Annotated in this window: 18 protein-coding genes; 1 reads left to right on the forward strand and 17 read right to left on the reverse strand. The window is 66.0% G+C overall.

Annotation, left to right across the window (positions count from 1 at the left end; all coding sequences use genetic code 11):
* From FQK05_RS20455 to FQK05_RS20465, 3 genes are all read right to left on the reverse strand, one after another.
* Nucleotides 1-1653 carry an ABC transporter substrate-binding protein gene (locus FQK05_RS20455; protein WP_158970374.1) on the reverse strand — a complete coding sequence of 551 codons (1653 nt, stop codon included), beginning with the start codon at nucleotides 1651-1653 and terminating at the stop codon, nucleotides 1-3.
* A gap of 198 nt (nucleotides 1654-1851) precedes the next feature.
* Nucleotides 1852-2988: an aromatic ring-hydroxylating oxygenase subunit alpha gene (locus tag FQK05_RS20460; RefSeq protein ID WP_158970376.1), complete on the reverse strand. Its 1137-nt coding sequence runs from the start codon at nucleotides 2986-2988 to the stop codon at nucleotides 1852-1854.
* A 20-nt stretch (nucleotides 2989-3008) separates the two neighbouring features.
* Nucleotides 3009-3797, reverse strand: coding sequence for a HalD/BesD family halogenase (locus tag FQK05_RS20465; RefSeq protein ID WP_158970378.1), 789 nt, complete (start codon nucleotides 3795-3797; stop codon nucleotides 3009-3011).
* A 99-nt stretch (nucleotides 3798-3896) separates the two neighbouring features.
* On the opposite strand from FQK05_RS20465, the gene FQK05_RS20470 reads away from it, so the two are divergent.
* On the forward strand, nucleotides 3897-4850 hold the full coding sequence (locus tag FQK05_RS20470; protein ID WP_158970380.1) for a LysR substrate-binding domain-containing protein: 954 nt from the start codon (nucleotides 3897-3899) through the stop codon (nucleotides 4848-4850).
* On the opposite strand, the gene FQK05_RS20475 is transcribed toward FQK05_RS20470, so the two are convergent.
* The 14 genes from FQK05_RS20475 to FQK05_RS20540 form a co-directional block, all read right to left on the reverse strand.
* Nucleotides 4813-5412 carry a flavin reductase family protein gene (locus FQK05_RS20475; protein ID WP_158970382.1) on the reverse strand — a complete coding sequence of 200 codons (600 nt, stop codon included), beginning with the start codon at nucleotides 5410-5412 and terminating at the stop codon, nucleotides 4813-4815. The genes FQK05_RS20470 and FQK05_RS20475 overlap by 38 nt on opposite strands.
* 164 nt (nucleotides 5413-5576) lie before the next feature.
* Nucleotides 5577-6140, reverse strand: a complete 564-nt coding sequence (locus FQK05_RS20480) for a carboxymuconolactone decarboxylase family protein (protein ID WP_158970384.1) — start codon at nucleotides 6138-6140, stop codon at nucleotides 5577-5579.
* Between the two features lie 71 nt (nucleotides 6141-6211).
* A complete protein-coding gene (locus FQK05_RS20485; protein WP_158970386.1) occupies nucleotides 6212-7459 on the reverse strand; it encodes an FAD-dependent monooxygenase in 1248 nt (415 codons plus the stop codon).
* Between the two features lie 3 nt (nucleotides 7460-7462).
* On the reverse strand, nucleotides 7463-7909 hold the full coding sequence (locus FQK05_RS20490; RefSeq protein ID WP_158970388.1) for a cupin domain-containing protein: 447 nt from the start codon (nucleotides 7907-7909) through the stop codon (nucleotides 7463-7465).
* Between the two features lie 12 nt (nucleotides 7910-7921).
* Complete coding sequence (locus FQK05_RS20495) at nucleotides 7922-8212, reverse strand: YciI family protein (RefSeq protein WP_158970390.1); 291 nt, start codon at nucleotides 8210-8212, stop codon at nucleotides 7922-7924.
* A 30-nt stretch (nucleotides 8213-8242) separates the two neighbouring features.
* Nucleotides 8243-8959 (reverse strand): ABC transporter ATP-binding protein, encoded by a 717-nt coding sequence (locus FQK05_RS20500; RefSeq protein ID WP_233270605.1) that lies wholly within the window; start codon nucleotides 8957-8959, stop codon nucleotides 8243-8245.
* Nucleotides 8956-9675: an ABC transporter ATP-binding protein gene (locus FQK05_RS20505; protein WP_158970392.1), complete on the reverse strand. Its 720-nt coding sequence runs from the start codon at nucleotides 9673-9675 to the stop codon at nucleotides 8956-8958. Before FQK05_RS20505 ends, FQK05_RS20500 begins: the two co-directional genes overlap by 4 nt.
* Nucleotides 9675-10571, reverse strand: a complete 897-nt coding sequence (locus tag FQK05_RS20510; protein WP_158970394.1) for a branched-chain amino acid ABC transporter permease — start codon at nucleotides 10569-10571, stop codon at nucleotides 9675-9677. Before FQK05_RS20510 ends, FQK05_RS20505 begins: the two co-directional genes overlap by 1 nt.
* A complete protein-coding gene (locus FQK05_RS20515) occupies nucleotides 10568-11455 on the reverse strand; it encodes a branched-chain amino acid ABC transporter permease (protein WP_158970396.1) in 888 nt (295 codons plus the stop codon). Before FQK05_RS20515 ends, FQK05_RS20510 begins: the two co-directional genes overlap by 4 nt.
* A 64-nt stretch (nucleotides 11456-11519) precedes the next feature.
* Complete coding sequence (locus FQK05_RS20520; protein ID WP_158970398.1) at nucleotides 11520-12710, reverse strand: amino acid ABC transporter substrate-binding protein; 1191 nt, start codon at nucleotides 12708-12710, stop codon at nucleotides 11520-11522.
* 44 nt (nucleotides 12711-12754) lie between these two features.
* Nucleotides 12755-15064: a xanthine dehydrogenase family protein molybdopterin-binding subunit gene (locus FQK05_RS20525; protein WP_158970400.1), complete on the reverse strand. Its 2310-nt coding sequence runs from the start codon at nucleotides 15062-15064 to the stop codon at nucleotides 12755-12757.
* Nucleotides 15061-15537: a (2Fe-2S)-binding protein gene (locus tag FQK05_RS20530; RefSeq protein WP_158970402.1), complete on the reverse strand. Its 477-nt coding sequence runs from the start codon at nucleotides 15535-15537 to the stop codon at nucleotides 15061-15063. The genes FQK05_RS20525 and FQK05_RS20530 overlap by 4 nt, the downstream gene beginning before the upstream one ends.
* The gene (locus FQK05_RS20535; protein WP_158970404.1) at nucleotides 15537-16376 is read right to left on the reverse strand and encodes an FAD binding domain-containing protein; all 840 of its coding nucleotides are present in this window, start codon (nucleotides 16374-16376) and stop codon (nucleotides 15537-15539) included. Before FQK05_RS20535 ends, FQK05_RS20530 begins: the two co-directional genes overlap by 1 nt.
* Nucleotides 16373-16822 carry a CoxG family protein gene (locus tag FQK05_RS20540; protein WP_158970406.1) on the reverse strand — a complete coding sequence of 150 codons (450 nt, stop codon included), beginning with the start codon at nucleotides 16820-16822 and terminating at the stop codon, nucleotides 16373-16375. The genes FQK05_RS20535 and FQK05_RS20540 overlap by 4 nt, the downstream gene beginning before the upstream one ends.
* Between the last annotated feature and the right edge of the window lie 150 nt (nucleotides 16823-16972).

The raw sequence follows: 16972 nt of genomic DNA on the forward strand, positions 1-16972 counted from the left end.
TTACAGGCTGGCCCGCTGCAGGAAAAGGTGCCCCATCGCCGTCGGTTCCACGCCTGTCACGCCGGCCTTGGTCGGCGTCAGGTAGTCGTAGAAGTAGGCGTCGATGATCGGCGTCTCGTCCAGAAGCAGGGTCTGGATCTTGCTGGCGGTTTCCTTCTGCGCCTCAAGGTCCAGCGCCGCGATATAGGACGCCACCAGCGTATCATATTCGCTGTTGTTGAAATGGGCCGAATTCCAGGTCCCCGTCGACAGGAGCGGCGCCTGCAGGAACACGTTCGGCACGCCGCGGTGTCCGTAATCGGTGATCCCCATCACGGAATCGAGCCACGGCGAATTGCCCGGCACCGCTTCGCCATAATAGGCGCCCTGGTCCATGATGTTCAGCTTCATGTCGATGCCGATCTCGCGCACCGCGGCCTGGATCAGCTGCGCGTATTGCGGGATCTCCAGGTACTTCTCGGTGGTCAGCGTCACCTCGAAGCCGCCGCCGGCCGCATCCAGCAGTTCCTTGGCCTTGGCCAGGTCCTTTTCGCGCTGCGGGATCGAATGATCGGTGGCGGGGAAGGCCGGCATGAAGGGGCTGTCGTTGCCGATCACCGCCTTGCCCTGCATCAGGCCCTGCACCAGGCCCGGCCGGTCGAGGCACAGCGCCACGGCCTGCCGCACGCGCTTGTCGGCGAAGGGCGCGCTGTCGGTGCGCATGTGCACCTGCTGGTGCGCCGACGACGGGGTCGAGATGATGGTGACGTTCGGATCGTGCAGAAGGGCGATGCCCTGCAGGACCGGCACCTGCTGCATCACGTCCAGGTCGCCCGCCTGCAGCGCCAGGATCTGCGGCTGGTAGTCGTCGTAGAAGTGCAGTTCGATCCGGTCCGGCAGCGGCGCGTCGCCCCAGTAATCCGGGTTCCGTTCGAAGACCGCGCCCACCTTGGGCGTATAGGACACCAGCTTGAACGGGCCGGTGCCGTTCATGTCCTTCTCGAAATCGCCGTCATAGTCGGCCGGCAGGATCACGGCATTGTAGTTGTCGGTCGACACCGTGTAGGGGAAGCCGCCATTGGGCGCGTCCAGGTGGAATTCCACCGTCAGGTCGTCGACCTTGCGGGTGCCGCCCTTGGACAGGACGCCTTTCAGCGCCGACAGCGCGTTCGACGCATTTTCCGGATCCGCCAGGCGTTCGAAGGTGGCGACGACGTCATCGGCGTTCATCACCTTGCCGGAATGGAACTTGACGTTCGGACGCAGCTTGAAGGTCCAGACGCTGCCGTCTTCGTTCGGGAACCAGCTTTCGGCCAGAAGCGGCTGCGCCGTCAGGTCGCTGCCCGACAGGACCAGCGTTTCGGCAACCTGGCTAAGAACCGTGATCCCGCCGCTGTCCGCGACCGAGACGGGTTCGATGACGGCAGCGGGGACAATCTGGCCCACGCGGATGGTGCCGCCCGGTGCGGCAAAGGCACGGCGCGCGCTCAGAAGCTCGAAACCCGCCGCGCCGGTGACGGCGGCCAGCGTGGTTGCCGACAGGCCCAGCACCGACCCGTGACGCAGGAATTCGCGCCGGCTGACGCGACCGTCGATCAGCCCGTCGATCAGGTGGTTTTCGTGGGCGCTGCGCCCCTTGCGCAGCAGATCCAGAAGCTTTTGGTTGATGGGCATCTAAACTCTTCTCCTGTTGGGGTCTCCGGCCCTTGGGACCGGCTTGGCGCCTGAAATGAACTGCAGCGCCCGAAGCTCGCTTCGGGCGCTGCACCTATTCTTCATGTCGACCGGGTCAAGCCCTTGCGGCCGTATTGCGTCGTCGGAACCGGCACCGGCGGACGATAGGACATGCGTTTGTCTTCGGGGCCGCTCATGTCACAGCGCCCCCAGCGGGTCCGCCATCCGGCGGCTGTAATAGCGGTAGAAATCCAGCACCGGGCCTTCATAGGCCGCCGGCGCCAGGGGCCCGGCCTGATGATGTTGGGACCCCATGCCACGCATCAGCCCGATCAGGACTTCCTTGTCCTCGGCCATGGTGTCGTTGAAAAGGACCACTGCGTTTTCCACCGCCTCGTCCGTCCAGCCTTCGCCGTAGAAGATCAGACCCATCCGCGCACGGACGCGGTCAATCGATTCCGGCTGGATGCAGATGAACGAAGAGTAGTCGCCGCCGCAACCGGAAACGAGACCGGGGGGCACGGCGAACATGACGCAATTGTCGACCTCGGCCTCGGTCAGGTCGGGGTGCCCGGCATTCGATCGAGGCAGGTCGGGGGAATAGCCCGCGTTATAGCCGAAATAGGCATCGCCCGCCGGAAAATGGCTACACAGCCTGGTCGGGTTCACCGGGTGCAGCGTCGTCTTGTGCAGCGGCGAAAGGTGATAGCCTTCCATGAAGTTCTCGATCAGGCATTTCCAGTTGGTGTGCCAGATCTCGTCCGCCACATAGCGAAGCTTCATCTCCTCCATGTGGTAGTTCCGGATCAGCTCGCTCAGTCCCTGAAGCCTGGGCGACAGGGGCGGCGGATTGTCCGACAGGTTGGCGAACAGGAACCCGTGCCATTCTTCGACCGCGAATTGCGGCAGGGCACAGGCAGCCGGATCGAAGGAGCGGTGTTCTTCCATCCGCGGCGCGCCCGCCAGCTTGCCGTCCAGGTCGTAGGACCAGTGGTGATAGGGGCAGACCAGCCGGTTGTGCCGCCCCTTGCCTTCGGCCAGCACGGCGCCGCGGTGCCGGCAGACATTGGAAAAAAGCCGCAGCACCCCGTCCTGCCCGCGCACCGCCACCAGCGGTTCGTCGCACAGCTGGAAGGCCAGGTAATCGCCCGGCTGGCCCACTTCCTCGGCCCGTCCGAAGCAGATCCATTCGGTTCCGAACAGCCGTTCCCGCTCTTCCGCCAGGATTCCGGGATCGACGTAGTAGGCGCGCGGCATCGACCATGCCTCGTCATAGCCCGCATGCTCTGCCTGGCGCAGCGCCTCGGCCACGTGCCGGTATGCTCCGGTTGCCATGTCGGTATCCTTCATTCGCGTCAGGCCGCCCGCCCGTAAAAGCCCATCTGTTCTTCTTTCGAGAAGGTGACGGCGGGCCGTTCGTAATAGGAGAAGACGGCGATGTAACGCGCCTGCGGGCCGGTGCACTTGGTCACCCGATGCAGCGTGTTCTTGCCCCGAAAGACGTTCAGCGTGCCGGCCGTCATGTCAAAGCTCTTCAGGTCCGGATCGCGGCCTTCCAGCGCGGCGGCCACCCCGTCGTAATTCGGGTCGTCATCTGTGCGCAGGTTCGACCTGTATTCGGATCGTCCGCCGCCCGACGGTTCCTGCAACAGCAGGGTGGTGGTGAATTCCGACCGGTCGAAATGCCAGTTCAGCGCCTCGCCGTCGCCGTACTTCATGATGTTCATCCGGGCCAGCGGATCGCGCATCGTGAACAGGTTCTTCTTGTCCAGGGTCGCCGCCAGGAAGACCGCGAATTGCGGCCATTCATAGACCCAAGCCGGCACCGACATCGGGATCTGGTCCCAGCAGACGGTGTGGTTGATCGTGTCGACCTTCTGCAGCGCCGGGTGGTCCGGCGACAGCCCGTCGACGTGATCCCTGAAGTAACAGTTGTGGTGCCGCTTATGGACAAAGGACAGGGTATCCATGACCGGCTCGATCTCGGCCATGGCCCTTTCCAGCGCCTCGGGCCGCATGAAACCTTCCAGGTTGAACATGCCGCCACGGGCCATGTCCTCGCGGCAGCGCTGGACGAGGTCGTTCCACGCATTGGTGCCCGGCTTGTCGAGCGGGTAGCGGTCGAGATCTAGAATATGGTCCACTTTGGCCTCCGAAGATGACGGGTAAAGGTTTGGCCAAGAATCATGTTTCCGCAACGGCAGAAATTGTTAGGCTGACCTAGATTTTCTTAGGCAGAGCCGATGTCCCTAACCCTTCCCCCGCTGAATGCGCTGCGTGCTTTCGAGGCCGCGGCGCGCACCGGCAGCTATGTCGCCGCCGCCGCCGAATTGGGCGTGTCGGCCGCCGCCGTCAGCCAGCAGGTCCGCAATCTGGAAGGCTTTCTGGACAAGCGCCTGTTCAGCCGGCTGAACAACAGGGTGGTGCTGACCGATGCCGGCCACGCGATCTTTGCCGGTGCGACCGAGGCGTTGCAGTCCATCTCCGACCTGACGGAACAGACCCTGTCGGGCAGCGCGCGGAACCGGCTGGTGATCAGCACCCTGCCCTCGGTCGCCGGGCGCTGGCTGTCACCGCGGCTGACGGCCTTTGTCCGCCGCCATCCCGACACGCGCTTTGCCCTGCGGATCGAGGACGATCCGGTCGATTTCTCGGCCGCGGGGATCGACCTTCGGATCTGCTATGGCACGAACCTTTATCCAGATCTGGTCACCCGCCGTCTGATCGCGGACGAGGTGCTGCCGATGTGCAGCCCGTCCTACCTGGCGCGGAACCCGGCCGCCGCGGGACCGGGCCTGTCGGGCGTACCGGACGACGACCTGATCCACACAGACTGGGGCCCGGGCTTCGGGTCGCATCCGTCGTGGGAGGCCTGGTTCGACCGCAACGGCATCGACCGGTCAGCCCGCGGCAAGGGCTTTTCCGTCGGCATGTCGCGGCTGTCGCTGGACATGGCGCGCGACGGGCTGGGCGTCGCGCTGGGGCAGCGCATGATGGCGGAAGACGACCTGCTGACCGGCCGCCTTGTGGCGCTGTCGGGCATCGCGATCCCGATGGGCCACCCCTACAGCCTGGTCCACCCGAAAAGCCGGGAACGCCGGGCGCATCTGGCGGACCTGATCGACTGGCTGACCAGGGGCGACAGCCGCAGGGCACCTGTCAGTCGTCGGGGCGCATCAGTTCCCACGCCTCGGTGACGGTGGCGTATTCGCGATATCCCATCCGCGCGATGGGTCGCGCGCCCACTGTGTCGAAAAGGCCGTCCTTCACGTATTCGTCCCGGATATGGGTCTGCACGACTTCACCCAGAACCAAGTAGCGGTCCATCAGCGTGCCATGCCGGTCCTGCAGCTGCTGGACGGAGAGGGTGACGCATTCCAGCGCGGCCGGGCTTTCGGCGACGAAGGGCGTCGCGATTTCCACCGGCTGGCCAGGGGTCAGGCCGGCCAGCGCGAATTCGTTGGCCCCGTCGGGCACCGCTTCGGAAGAGATGTTCATCTGCTGCGCCAGCGCTTCGGTCGCCAGCGAGAAGGTGAATTCGCCCCGATCCTTCGCATTGGCCGCCGAATGTTTCAGCCCTTCGGAGGTAAAGGCGATCATGTGCGGGTTGTTCGCCACCGCCATGAAGAAGCTGTAGGGGCCCAGGTTCGGGATGCCGTCCGCATTCAGCGTGCCGATCCAGCCAATCGGCCGCGGCGCGATGATCGCCTTGAACGGGTCATGTTTCAGGACGTCGGGGCGGTCCTTGCCATAGTGCATCGGGAGCTCCTGTCGGTTTGTGTAGTCACGCGGTACGTAAACCGTTTCAGCAAGAAGGGTAGCGGTCGACCCGCGGGAAGGTCGCGAAGCGGCCGCCCCGGGGGGGCGGGTCGACCGCTACCCGGCCTGCGGCCGGGTGGGACCTTATTGGAGACGTCATGCGATCATTCGAACTCCTTCGGTTCCGCCTCCGGCGGTGAGACCCGAAAGATGTTCAGCGTCAGGGAAATCAGCGAGTAATAGCCCAGCACCCCCACCAGATCGACCAGCCGGTCGGTGCCCAGGACCTCGGCCGCACGGGCATAAAGGTCATCCGGCACCTGCCGCGTTTCCAGGGCAGAGGTGGCGACGGCATGTACGACCTCTTCCTCCACGTCCGCGAAGCCGGGGGACGTGCCGGTGCGGATCGCCTCGACCAGATCCGGCGAAAGACCGGCCTTCAGCGCCTCTTTCTTGTGGGCGAACCATTCATATTCGGCGCCATAGGTCCGGGCCATGACCAGGATCGCCAGTTCCGACAGGCGCGGTTCCAGCGCGCTGTCATAGCGGCAGTACTGCCCCAGCGCCTGCGCGCGGGCCGCCAGTTCCGGGCGGTGCAGCCAGATCGCCAGCGGCCCGGGGACGGACCCGCGGGGGCCGGCGGTGATGGCATCGTGGACCTCTCGCTGGCGGGGCGAAAACGTCGCGGGATCGGGCGCATCAAGGCGCGGGTCGGGCCATCGGGTCATGCCGGTCTCCTTCCAGATTCCGGTAACCCTAGCCCGGGGCCGTGCGCGGCGGAACCCGCCGCGCAGGTCCTTCAGCGCAGCTGGTCGGCCGCGAAACCCGCCAACCGGGAATAGCCGTTCACGATGGCGTCGCGGTCGGCCATGGGCAGCACGTCCTCGATATCCTCGAAGCGCTGGCCCGGAAGGTCGGCGGCCAGACGCTCGACCTCGTCGATCACCCGTTCCGGGCCCCCGGTCCGGTTGCCGGCCACGACCTGGTTCACCTTGTCCAGACGTTCGTCCTGATAGGCAGCCAGCGCGCCCGCGGGATCGTCGGACAGGCCCGCGCAATGGCGCGCGATGGCCTCGGCATCCAGGATCGCCTGGGCCGATCCGTTGGCCCCGAACGGGTACATCGGATGCGCGGCATCCCCCAGAAGGGTGACGCGGCCTTTCGTCCACGTGGTCAAGGGATCGCGGTCGCACATCGGGAAATCCCAGAAGACCGGCGTCGCATCGACCAGCGCGCGGATGTCGGTTTCCGGCACCGTGAAGTCCTTCAGGATCGGGTGCAGCACCTCGGCCTTGGCCTCGCGGTCCCAGCTCTCCTGCCCCGGGGTCGGTGCGCCGGGTTCCGCCTGGCGGACGACGCAGGCCCAGTTCATCAGCTGGGTGTCCGGCGTCTTGCCCGGGCCTATGGGATAGAAGATGAACTTCCGGCTGATCGGGCCGGAGTTGATGATCGTGTGCCCGTCCAGCACCCTGGGCCAGTCGGTCGATCCGCGCCACAGCATCAGGCCCGACCAGCGCGGCGCGCCCTCGTCCGGGTTCAGCGCCCGGCGGACGCCGGAATGGATCCCGTCGGCCCCGATCAGCACGTCGCCCGTCGCTTCGATGGTGGACCCGTCCGACCGGCGGAAGGTCGCGACCACACCGCTGTCGGTCTGCTCGACCGCCTCGAAAGCCGCGTCCAGCGTCAGCGCGTCCTCCGGCAGCCGGTCGGCCACCGCGTCCAGCAGCACCTGGTGGATATCGGCCCGGTGCGCGGTGATCTGCGGCACGTCGTAACCCGCCGCCAGCCCCCGCGGCGCGTCCCAGACATCCTGCCCCTGCCTTGTGCGGAACAGCATCCGGTCGGTGCGGATGCCAAGCGCGTCCAGCGGCTCCATCAGGCCAATCATGTCCAGCGTCTTCACGGCATGGGGCAGAAGCGTGATGCCCACGCCCAGATGGCGGATTTCCGGCACCTTCTCGAACACCCGGACCTCGATCCCGGCCTTCTGGAAGAACAGCGCGGCCGTCAGCCCACCGATGCCGCCCCCGGCGATCAGGACCTTCATCGCTCAGCCCTCGGCCCGGCGCTTGGCAATGCGCTCTTCCAGTTCGGCTGTGTCAAGCTCCGGCATCAGGATCACGTTTTCCTGTTCGCGCGGGTCGTTCCGGGCGGTGATCGCCGTGGCCGGTTCGTCCATCGACACGTTGAAGGCCACGTGCGGCACGTCCGCCGGGATGAAGCAGAAGCTGCCCGGTTCCATCAGGCTTTCGACTTCCAGGTTCTGCCCGTGGAACAGCACGATCTTGCCCGAAACGGTATAGATCGCGGTTTCATAATCCTTGTGGCGGTGCGATTTCGCCTGGCCGCCGGGGCCGAAGGCGGTCAGGTTCAGCGACAGGTGCTTGGACCCGGTGCTCATCTCCGACACGCCGAAGAACTGGGGCATGCCCTGCTTGGCCTGACTGGTGGTGTCGGGGGTGAAGATCTTCACCTGGGTGCCGTCGGGAGTGGTCATTTTGGTGTCCTTTCAGGTTCGGTGCGGAAGGGGCGCCTTGCCCCAGACAAGCACGCGGTAGTCGGGCCGAAGCCCCGCCGCGCAATAGGGATCGCCATCGGCCAGGGCCTGCGCCTGGGCCAGGGTGTCGGCCTCGATCACCCAGACGGATCCGCAGAAAGGCTGTCCCGGCGCTGGCCGCAGGCCACCGGCGTCAGTGATCCGGTCGGCATGATCGGCGAGGTAGTCGAAATGCGCCTTGGTTATGGCGGCATCGATCTGGTCGGGCTGTACGTCGTCGAAGAAGAGGGCAATGAAACGCATGGGTCAGGTCCTGTCTGTACGGGGCATCGGCTACATCCCCAGATAGGCGCGGCGCACGTCGTCCGAGCCCAGAAGCTCGGGCCCCGTGCCGGCCTGCACGATACGGCCATTTTCCAGAAGATAGGCCCGGTCGGCCAGTTCCAGCGCGACAGTGGCGTTCTGTTCCGCCAGAAGGATGGTAAAGCCCGCCGCCCGAAGTTCGGCGATGGTGGCAAAGACCTGTTTCACCATCACCGGCGCCAGCCCCAGCGTCGGTTCGTCCATCAGGATCAGCCGCGGCCGCGCCATCAGACCCCGCCCCAGCGCCAGCATCTGCTGTTCGCCGCCGGACAGAAGGCCCGCAAGCTGTGCGCGGCGTTCCTTCAGCTTGGGGAACCGGCGGAACACGTCCTGAAGCGCCTCGTCATGGCCCGCCCGCGCCGCCGGGGCGATGGCGCCCAGGCGCAGGTTCTGTTCGACGCTCATCCCGGGAAAGACCATGCGGCCTTCGGGGATCAGGCTGACACCGCCGTTCACCCGGTCGTGGCTGGCCAGCCGCAGCAGGTCCGCCCCGTCGAAGGTCACGGTCCCCGACATGGGCGCCAGCAGCCCCGCCAGCACCTTCATGATCGTGGTCTTGCCAGCACCATTGGCCCCGATCAGGGTCGTCACGCCCCCGCGCGCCACATCGAAGGCGATGTCGTGCAGCACCTGCACCGCGCCATAGCCCGCGTTCAGACCCGCAACATGCAGCATCGTGTCGGTCATCCGAAATAGACCTCCGCCACCTTGGCATCCCGGCCGATCTCGTCCGGGGTGCCGAAGGCGATCCGTTCGCCATGGTCCAGGACAAGGATCCGGTCCGACAGTGTCATCAGGGCGCCGATCACGTGTTCGACGATGACGAAGGTCAGCCCGCGCCTGTTGCGCAAGTCGGCCAGCGTTTCCAGCATCGCCGCGATCTCGGTCGGGTTCAGGCCGGCCATCACCTCGTCCAGCATCACAAGCCGCGCGCCGGTCGCCAGCGCGCGCGCGATCTCCAGCCGTTTCTGGCCGGAGAGGGTCAGGCCGGAGGCCAGGATTTCACGCCGGTCCGCCAGCCCCACGGCCTCCAGCGCGTCGTCGACGGCGCGGGCCACGGCCGCGCGGTCCTGCCGCCCCCCCGCCCCATAAAGCGCAGCGACCCGGACGTTTTCCGCCACCGTCAGCCCGCCGAAGGGCCGCACGATCTGGAACGTCCGGCACAGGCCCGCCCGGCAGATCCGGCTGGGCGAGGCACCGGTGATGCGGCGGCCGTCGAAATGGACCTCGCCCGCCGTAGGCGGCACATGGCCCGCGATCACGCTGAAAAGGGTCGTCTTGCCGGCCCCGTTGGCCCCCATCAGGCCGAAGATCTCTCCGGCCTCGACGGTCATCGACACATCGCTCAGCGCCTTCAGGCCGCCGAACTGCTTGGTCACGTTCTTCACATCCAGCAAGGCCATCAGCGCCGCCCCGCAATCTGGTCGACAAGGCCGGACACGCCGCGCGGCACGAACAGGATGAAGCCTATCAGCGTGGAGCCCAGCACCACCATGTAAAGCTGCGGCAGGTTCGACCACAGGAGTTCCGACAGCAGCGTCAGCGCCACCGCACCCAGGATCGGGCCGCGGACAGTCTCCGTGCCGCCGACCAGCGCCATGGTGACGATGGTGAAACTGATCACCGGGTCGAAGGCCTGGCCCGGTTCGAAGTAACTCGTGCGCAACAGCGCAAGCCCACCCACGGCGCCGGGGATGATGGCCGAAGCGACAAAGGCCAGAAGCTTCAGCCGCGTGACCGGGACACCGACGGTTTCGGCGGCGACCTCGTCCTCGCGGATGGCGGACAGACCGGCGCCGAAGGTCGAATGCCGGATCGCCCAGGCGCCAAGGCAGGCCAGCGTGGCCAGGCCCAGCATGCACCACATCAGCACTTCGATGGGCGGCACTATGAAGATCATGCGCCCGAAACTGCCAAGCGCGCTTTCGATCCGCATGACCACATGGCGGACCAGTTCCGACAGCCCGTAGGTCAGGATCACGAAATAGGGTCCGCGGACCCGCAGCACCGGCAACCCGATCGCGGCGGCAAAGATGCCCGCCGCCAGCGCGCCCGCGATCAGCGTCACGGCAAAGGGCACCGATCCGGTCAGCAGCACGCAGACATAGGCGCCGATGCCGTAGAAGACGGCGTGGCCCAGCGACAGATAGCCGGTTGTGGCCGACAGCATCGACCAGCTTTGCGCCAGCGCGATCCACATCGCCAGCTGGAAGATCACGCCGGTGTAATAGGGATTGCCAAGCATCGGCACGGCGGCTGCCCCCGCGACGCAGACCAGGCCAAGGATCAGGCCCTTCATGACCGCACCGCCTTGGAAAACACGCCTTCGGGCCGGATCAGCAGGACCGCGACGAAAAGGCCGTAGATCAGGATCGACCGATAGCCCGGAGAGGTCAGCGCGATGCCGTAGGTTTCCACCAGTCCAAGGCAGAAGCCCGCCAGCACGCCCGCACCGATATTTCCAAGGCCGCCGACGATGATCACGACGAAAGCCACGATGGTGAAGGGAAAGCCCATGAAGGGCGTGATCTGTTCGGTCATCGACACCAGCGTGCCGGCGACACCGGCGGCGGCAAAGCCCGCGCAGATGGTGATCAGCTGCACCCGGTTCAGGTTCACCCCCACGACCTGCGCCGCCTCGCGCCGTTCGATCACGGCCCGAAGGCTCCACCCGAACAGGGTGTGGCGCAGGAACAGCAGCGTCCCGAAACAGACCGCCGAGGCCACGATCAGCGTCAGCAGGCGGTTACCGGTCATGCTGACCCCGCCCCAGGTGATGACCGTATCCAGGTACTGGTAGCCCCGCGAGGAAGCGGTGAAGGTCATCGCCACGACGTTCTGCAGGATGACCGAGATGCCGTAAAACAGGATCAGGGAATTCGCCTCGACCCGTTTGGCCAGCGTCGGGTTGGCCAGCAGTCGGCGGAACAGCCCTTCGTAGACCGCCCAGCCCAGGCCCGCACAGACCGCGGCGGCCAGAAAGACCGAGATCACGGGCGGCAGGTGAAACAGGCTAAAAGCGCCGAAGGCGGTATAGGCGCCGATCATCACCAGGTCGCCATGGGCGATGTTCAGCAGCCGCAGCGTGCCGTAGACCAGGTTCAGCCCCAGCGCCACCAGCGCATAGAGCGAGCCCGACACCAGCGCCGCGAAAAGCAGTTGTCCGGAAAGGAGCGTATCCACATCAGGGTCCGATCATCGTCGTGCCTGGGAACGGACCCCTACAGGGCCCGTCCGCCGGGTGCGTTCACCAGCCCTGTTTCGGCTGGAAGTCCGAAGTCGCGATCTCTGCCGGCCAGACCAGTTCTATCTTGCCGTCCTGGATCTGGACGAAGCCGGTGGGCGTCACGGTGTTCTGCACGCCCTCGAACTCGACCTTGCCGTTGATCGTGTCGAAACTGCCTTCGAAGATCGCCTTGCGGATCGCTTCGGGCTCCAGCCCGGCCTGTTCCACCGCCTGCTGCAGGATCTCCAGCGACATGAAGGACAGCGCAGAATCCAGCGCATCCGGTTCCTCGCCGTATTTTTCGACATAGGCGTCGAAGAAGGCCTTGCCGCGCGGCCAGGCATCGGATTCAGGCGACCAGTGCGCGGACGACACGATGCCATCGACACTTGCGCCATTGGCCTTGCGATAGGCGTCTATTGTGGGGCCGACCAGCGACAGGACGAAGGGTGCCTCGATCCCCAGTTCCTTGGCCTGACCGGCGAACAGGAAGGCATCCGATGGATAGGTCATGGCGATCACCGCGTCGGGCGCCTTGGCCTTCACGTCCACCAGCATGGACGTCATGTCCTTGATGTCGGGCGGATAGCTTTCGTCGACCACGACCTCGATCCCGGCCTCCTTCAGCGCGGGGATCAGGAAGCTGCGGAATTCCTGCGCATAGGGCAACTCGTTGGCCAGCAGCGCGGCAGAGGTCACGCCTTCGGCCTTCATCATCTTGGCCAGTTCCGCGCCCATCTGGTCGGGGATGGCCGAAGTCGGGAACCAGATGTAACCGGGCGCGACCTTGCGCAGCTGGACGGATGCGGCGGTGTTGCCGACCATCGGCATCTTGTAGCGCTGCAGCACCGGCGCCAGCGCCAGGTGCATCGGCGTGCCCCAGGGCGCGGCCAGAAGATCGACATCGTCCTGCGTGATCAGCCGTTCATAGATCCGCACCGTATTGGCCGGGTTCGACTGATCGTCGTAGCTGACGAATTCCACCGGCCGCCTGGTTCCATCGGGCAGGGCCAGGCCGCCATCGGCATTCACCTGGTCCCGCCACAGGTTGTAGGCGTTTTCCTGCGAAGGCGCCGCAGCGGCAAAGATCCCGGTCCGCGCCATGGAATAGCCGATGCGGATCGGGTCGCCCTCGGCCAGCGCCGGCATCGCCGCGGCCATTGTCAGCGACGCCCCCAGAAGGGTCGTTGCCCACCGTCTCGTCACGTTCATGTCGTCTCTCCTGTTGGTCTTTATTATCTTGTTATTTGGTTCGATCAGGCCGTGCCGGCCCGGATCATGCCGTTCAGCACCCTCTCCCCCGTCAGGGGAAGGTGGCGATGGCGGAACCCGGTGGCGGCGGCGACCGCGTTGGCCACGGCGCCGGGGACCGGGTTCAGCCCGATCTCTCCCACGCCCTTGGCCCCGAAGGGCCCGGTCGGATCCGGATCTTCCACGATGATGGCATGAAGGGCGTCGGGCACATCCCGCGACGTGGGCACCTTGTAATCCATCAGGGACGGGTTCGCGAGGCGGGCGCCGTCCCAGACCATCTCCTCGACCACGGCAAAACCCAGACCCTGGACGAAGCCGCCGTAAAGCTGCACCTCGCACAGTTGCGGGTTGATCGCCCGGCCGACATCGGCCGCCGTCCACGCCTCGTGGACGGACACCTGGCCCGACACCTGGTCGATGTCCACGTCGACAGCGGTGGCGGCAAAGCTGAAGACGCCGATCCGCGGGAAGGGCAGCCCCAGCGCCACGGCGCGTTTCGGATCGTGGGTCGGCTGGTCGAAGACCAGTGTGTCGCTGCCGACGATGGGCCCGCCGATGGCCCAGTGCGCCCGGCCGGAAATCTGGGCAAAGGTCACGTCGCTGTTCGACCCCACGCGCCCGATCCGCCCGCCTTCGCGCAGCTCCAGCTCTTCGACCGGGCATTCCAGCATCTCGGCCGCGTGCGCCATCGCCTGGTCCACGACCTTCCGCGCCGCGCCCTTCACCGCCCGCCCCGTCGTATAGGTCACGCGCGACGCCGTAGTGCCCCAGTTATAGGGCGAGCCGTCGGTGTCCGGGCTGGCCACGGCCACCTGTTCGAAGGGCAGCTTCAGCTCTTCCGCGCAGATCTGGGCCAGCACCGTGTCGCTGCCCTGCCCGATATCCGTGGCGCCGGTGTTCAGCGAAATCGTCCCGTCTTCCAGCATCCGGACAATCGCGCCGGTGCCCAGAAGGCCCGAGATATGGGCGGTGATCGACAGGCCCAGATTGCGGGGGGTGCCATCGGCCCGCGGCTTCGTTGCAGCCTCTTCCACCGCATCCAGGCAGCGGTCCATGCCGCAGGAGGCGACCTGCGGACCCACGAACCACGTGTCGCCGCTGGCAACCAGGTTCTTGCGGCGGATCTCGAACGGATCCATCCCCAGCTTTTCAGCCAGTTCGTCGATCTGCTGTTCGCCCGCGAACAGGACCTGCGGGTTGCCGAAGCCCCGGAACGCACCGAAACGCAGCTTGTTGGTATAGACCAGCTGCCCCGCCGCCCGCATGTTCGGGATCCGGTAGGGCCCGCCGCACATCAAGAGCGCATAGCCCATGACGCCGGGACTGTCGTCGGCGAAGGCGCCGCAATCGACCAGCACCTCGCAATCCCGCGCGACGATGGTGCCGTCGGCCTTGGCGCCTGTCTTCATCTTCACCCTGAAGGGATGGCGCGCGCGGACCATCTCGAAATCTTCCTCACGCGACAGGATCAGCTTCACGGGCCGTTTCGCCTTCATCGCCAGGGCCACGGTGATCGGCTGGATATGCGGCTCCATCTTGTTGCCAAAGCCGGCGCCGACGCGGGGCGTCAGGCTGCGCAGCTGCGACATCGGGAGCCCGAGGCTTTCGCAGACATTGGCCTGCACCCGGAACACCGACTGGTTCGCAGACCAGAGCGTGACGCGACCCGCCGGATCGACCGTCGCCAGCGCGCCGCAGGGTTCGATGGATACGTGGGCCTGCGGCTGGGTCGTGAACTCGCCCTCGACGATCACGTCGCACTCGGCCCAGGCGGCCTCGACATCCCCTTCGACCAGTTCCGTCCGGCTGCACAGGTTGCCGGTCGAACCTGCATCGAAGACCTTGATGTAGTCGGCCAGCTTCTCGTGCAGGATCGGCGCATCGTCTTCCAGCCCGGCCTCGGGCGACAGGACGGCGGGCAGTTCCTCGTAATCGACGCGGATCAGCTGGCAGGCGCGGCGCGCTTCGGCCTCGGTCCGCGCCGCAACGGCCGCGACGGGCTCCCCGACATAAAGGACCTTGCCCTTGGCGATGGCATGTTCGTCCTTGATGAAGGCGCCCATGCGCCCTTCGCCCACGTCGTCGCCGGTGACGATCGCCACGACCCCGGGGGCGGCCAGCGCCTCGGTCAGGTCATAGCCCTTGATCTTCGCATGGGCATGGGGGCTGGCCAGGATGGCGCCGTGCAGCATGCCGGGCAGATACATGTCGGCGATGTATTCGGCCCGGCCCAGCACCTTTTCGGCACTGTCGGTCTTGGGGACGGATTTACCGACGGCGGTCCCGGCCAGCAGAGAGGTATCGAGCGTCATTGTGCCAGCTCCTCGGCCGCGCCGCAGACCGCATCGACAATGGTGCGATAGCCGGTGCAGCGGCAGATGTTCCCGGACAGGGCGGATTTCACGGTGTCGCGGCTGGGCCGCGGCGTTTCCGCCAGAAGGTTCCGCGCCGACATCAGCATGCCCCCGGTGCAAAAGCCGCACTGGACCCCGCCCTTTTCCACCATGTGCTTCTGAAGCGTGGCCAGGATCGGGTCTTCGCCCATGCCGTCGACAGTCCCGATGTCATGCCCTTCGCAGAGCGCGGTCAGCGTCAGGCAGGACCGGACCGGCACGCCGTCGACCAGCACGGTGCAGGCACCGCAGACACCCTGGTTGCAACCGCGTTTGGGCGACAGCACCCGCAGATCCTCGCGCAGGGTTTCCAGAAGCGTCGCGTCCGAAGGCGAGGCCACGTCGACCTCCTCCCCGTTCACGGAAAGGGAGAACAGCTGTTTCTTGGCCATCAGCGCAGGTCCTTCTTCAGGTCGTCCAGGCCCTGCCGGACCAGTCGCGGGATCAGCGCCAGCCGGTAGTCGGCCGTGCCCCGCACGTCGTCGATCGGATCGGCCATGGCGACCAACCTTTCCGCCAGGGCCGTCACCGCGTCGGGATCATCCAGTTTTCCGATCAGGGCCTGTTCAGCCTCGGGATCGCGCAGCGGCCCGGGCCCACAGGCGCCGATGGCCACGCGAATCCCCTGCCCGTCCGCCGTCAGCGCCATGGCGCAGGACGCGGTGGCAAAATCGCCAGTCACCCGCGCGATCTTGCGATAGGCCGACGGGGACTCCTCTGGCGCGGGAAGGGTGAAGGCGGTTATGACCTCGCCCTCTTCCAATGCGGTTTCGTACCAGTCTTCGACATAATCGAGGATCGACAATTCGCGTTCGCCGCCCGCGCGGGCGATGGTCAGCACCGCATCGCAGCAGGCCAGCGCCGGCAGATAGTCCGCCGCCGGATCGGCGTTGGCGACCGATCCTCCCATGGTGCCCATGTTGCGCACGACGCGGTTGGCGATCTTACCCGCCGCCTGCCGCAGAACCGACAGCGATCCCGTCAGCAACGCGCTGGATGCAGTTTCGAAATGCCGCGTCATCGCGCCGATCCGGATCCTTCCGTCGGGCAGCGTGGCGATGCCCCGAAGCCCCGCAATCCGGTCCAGGCTGACAAGATGCGTGGGCTCTACCAGACGCGCGTTCTTCATCGCGACAAGCGTGGCGCCACCGGACATCGGCATGGCCTCGTCTTCCGCGGCCAGGACGGCCAGCGCCTCGTCCAGCGTTTCGGGTTGCAGAATCTGCGTCATGCCGAAACCTCCAGATGCTTGCTGAAATTATCGACGAAGGTGGCGGCCATCTGATCCGCCTTCTTGCGAAAGATCCCCAGGCCGAACTTGCCCAACCGCCCGGTGACCGAAACGTCGGCCATGTAATCGACCTGCGTGCCCGTTGCGGTCTCGGTCAGGGTCAGCCGGTTTTCCGAGGTCACGACACTGGCCCGCGTCCCCTCGTCCCCCGACGTCCGGGAGATGACGGTATGCGGCGGCAGCTCTTCCAGCACCTCGACCAGCAGGTTGAAGCGCGCCTTGATCGGCCCGACCTTCACCGCCACCACGGCGCGATAAGCATCGTCGCCCTGTTCCTCGATGTCTTCGCAGCCGGGGATGCACTGGGCCATGACCGCGGGATCGCGGACCTTGTCCCAGACTTCGGCCCGGGGGGCATTCACGTCGAAACGGCCTTCGATCTTCATGGCCGGACCACGGATGCGATGGATACGGCGGACAGAATCCGCCTGTCGTCAGGTGGCGTCAATTTTGGCTCCCGTCGGTCTGTCGCGCTCTTCGGCGCTTAAGCGAACGTCGTTCTTTTAAGACGCACGAAGAGGGTTGATTCTGTCAAT

Source organism: Chachezhania sediminis, from assembly GCF_009765275.1.
GTDB classification, from domain to species: domain Bacteria; phylum Pseudomonadota; class Alphaproteobacteria; order Rhodobacterales; family Rhodobacteraceae; genus Chachezhania; species Chachezhania sediminis.

Coding starts and splice junctions, on each gene's coding strand:
- FQK05_RS20455 (WP_158970374.1), bottom strand. CDS start 1,653: ATGCCCATCAACCAAAAGCTTCTGGATCTGCTGCGCAAGGGGCGCAGC.
- FQK05_RS20460 (WP_158970376.1), bottom strand. CDS start 2,988: ATGGCAACCGGAGCATACCGGCACGTGGCCGAGGCGCTGCGCCAGGCA.
- FQK05_RS20470 (WP_158970380.1), top strand. CDS start 3,897: ATGTCCCTAACCCTTCCCCCGCTGAATGCGCTGCGTGCTTTCGAGGCC.
- FQK05_RS20475 (WP_158970382.1), bottom strand. CDS start 5,412: ATGCACTATGGCAAGGACCGCCCCGACGTCCTGAAACATGACCCGTTC.
- FQK05_RS20480 (WP_158970384.1), bottom strand. CDS start 6,140: ATGACCCGATGGCCCGACCCGCGCCTTGATGCGCCCGATCCCGCGACG.
- FQK05_RS20485 (WP_158970386.1), bottom strand. CDS start 7,459: ATGAAGGTCCTGATCGCCGGGGGCGGCATCGGTGGGCTGACGGCCGCG.
- FQK05_RS20490 (WP_158970388.1), bottom strand. CDS start 7,909: ATGACCACTCCCGACGGCACCCAGGTGAAGATCTTCACCCCCGACACC.
- FQK05_RS20495 (WP_158970390.1), bottom strand. CDS start 8,212: ATGCGTTTCATTGCCCTCTTCTTCGACGACGTACAGCCCGACCAGATC.
- FQK05_RS20500 (WP_233270605.1), bottom strand. CDS start 8,959: ATGACCGACACGATGCTGCATGTTGCGGGTCTGAACGCGGGCTATGGC.
- FQK05_RS20505 (WP_158970392.1), bottom strand. CDS start 9,675: ATGGCCTTGCTGGATGTGAAGAACGTGACCAAGCAGTTCGGCGGCCTG.
- FQK05_RS20510 (WP_158970394.1), bottom strand. CDS start 10,571: ATGAAGGGCCTGATCCTTGGCCTGGTCTGCGTCGCGGGGGCAGCCGCC.
- FQK05_RS20520 (WP_158970398.1), bottom strand. CDS start 12,710: ATGAACGTGACGAGACGGTGGGCAACGACCCTTCTGGGGGCGTCGCTG.
- FQK05_RS20525 (WP_158970400.1), bottom strand. CDS start 15,064: ATGACGCTCGATACCTCTCTGCTGGCCGGGACCGCCGTCGGTAAATCC.
- FQK05_RS20530 (WP_158970402.1), bottom strand. CDS start 15,537: ATGGCCAAGAAACAGCTGTTCTCCCTTTCCGTGAACGGGGAGGAGGTC.
- FQK05_RS20535 (WP_158970404.1), bottom strand. CDS start 16,376: ATGACGCAGATTCTGCAACCCGAAACGCTGGACGAGGCGCTGGCCGTC.
- FQK05_RS20540 (WP_158970406.1), bottom strand. CDS start 16,822: ATGAAGATCGAAGGCCGTTTCGACGTGAATGCCCCCCGGGCCGAAGTC.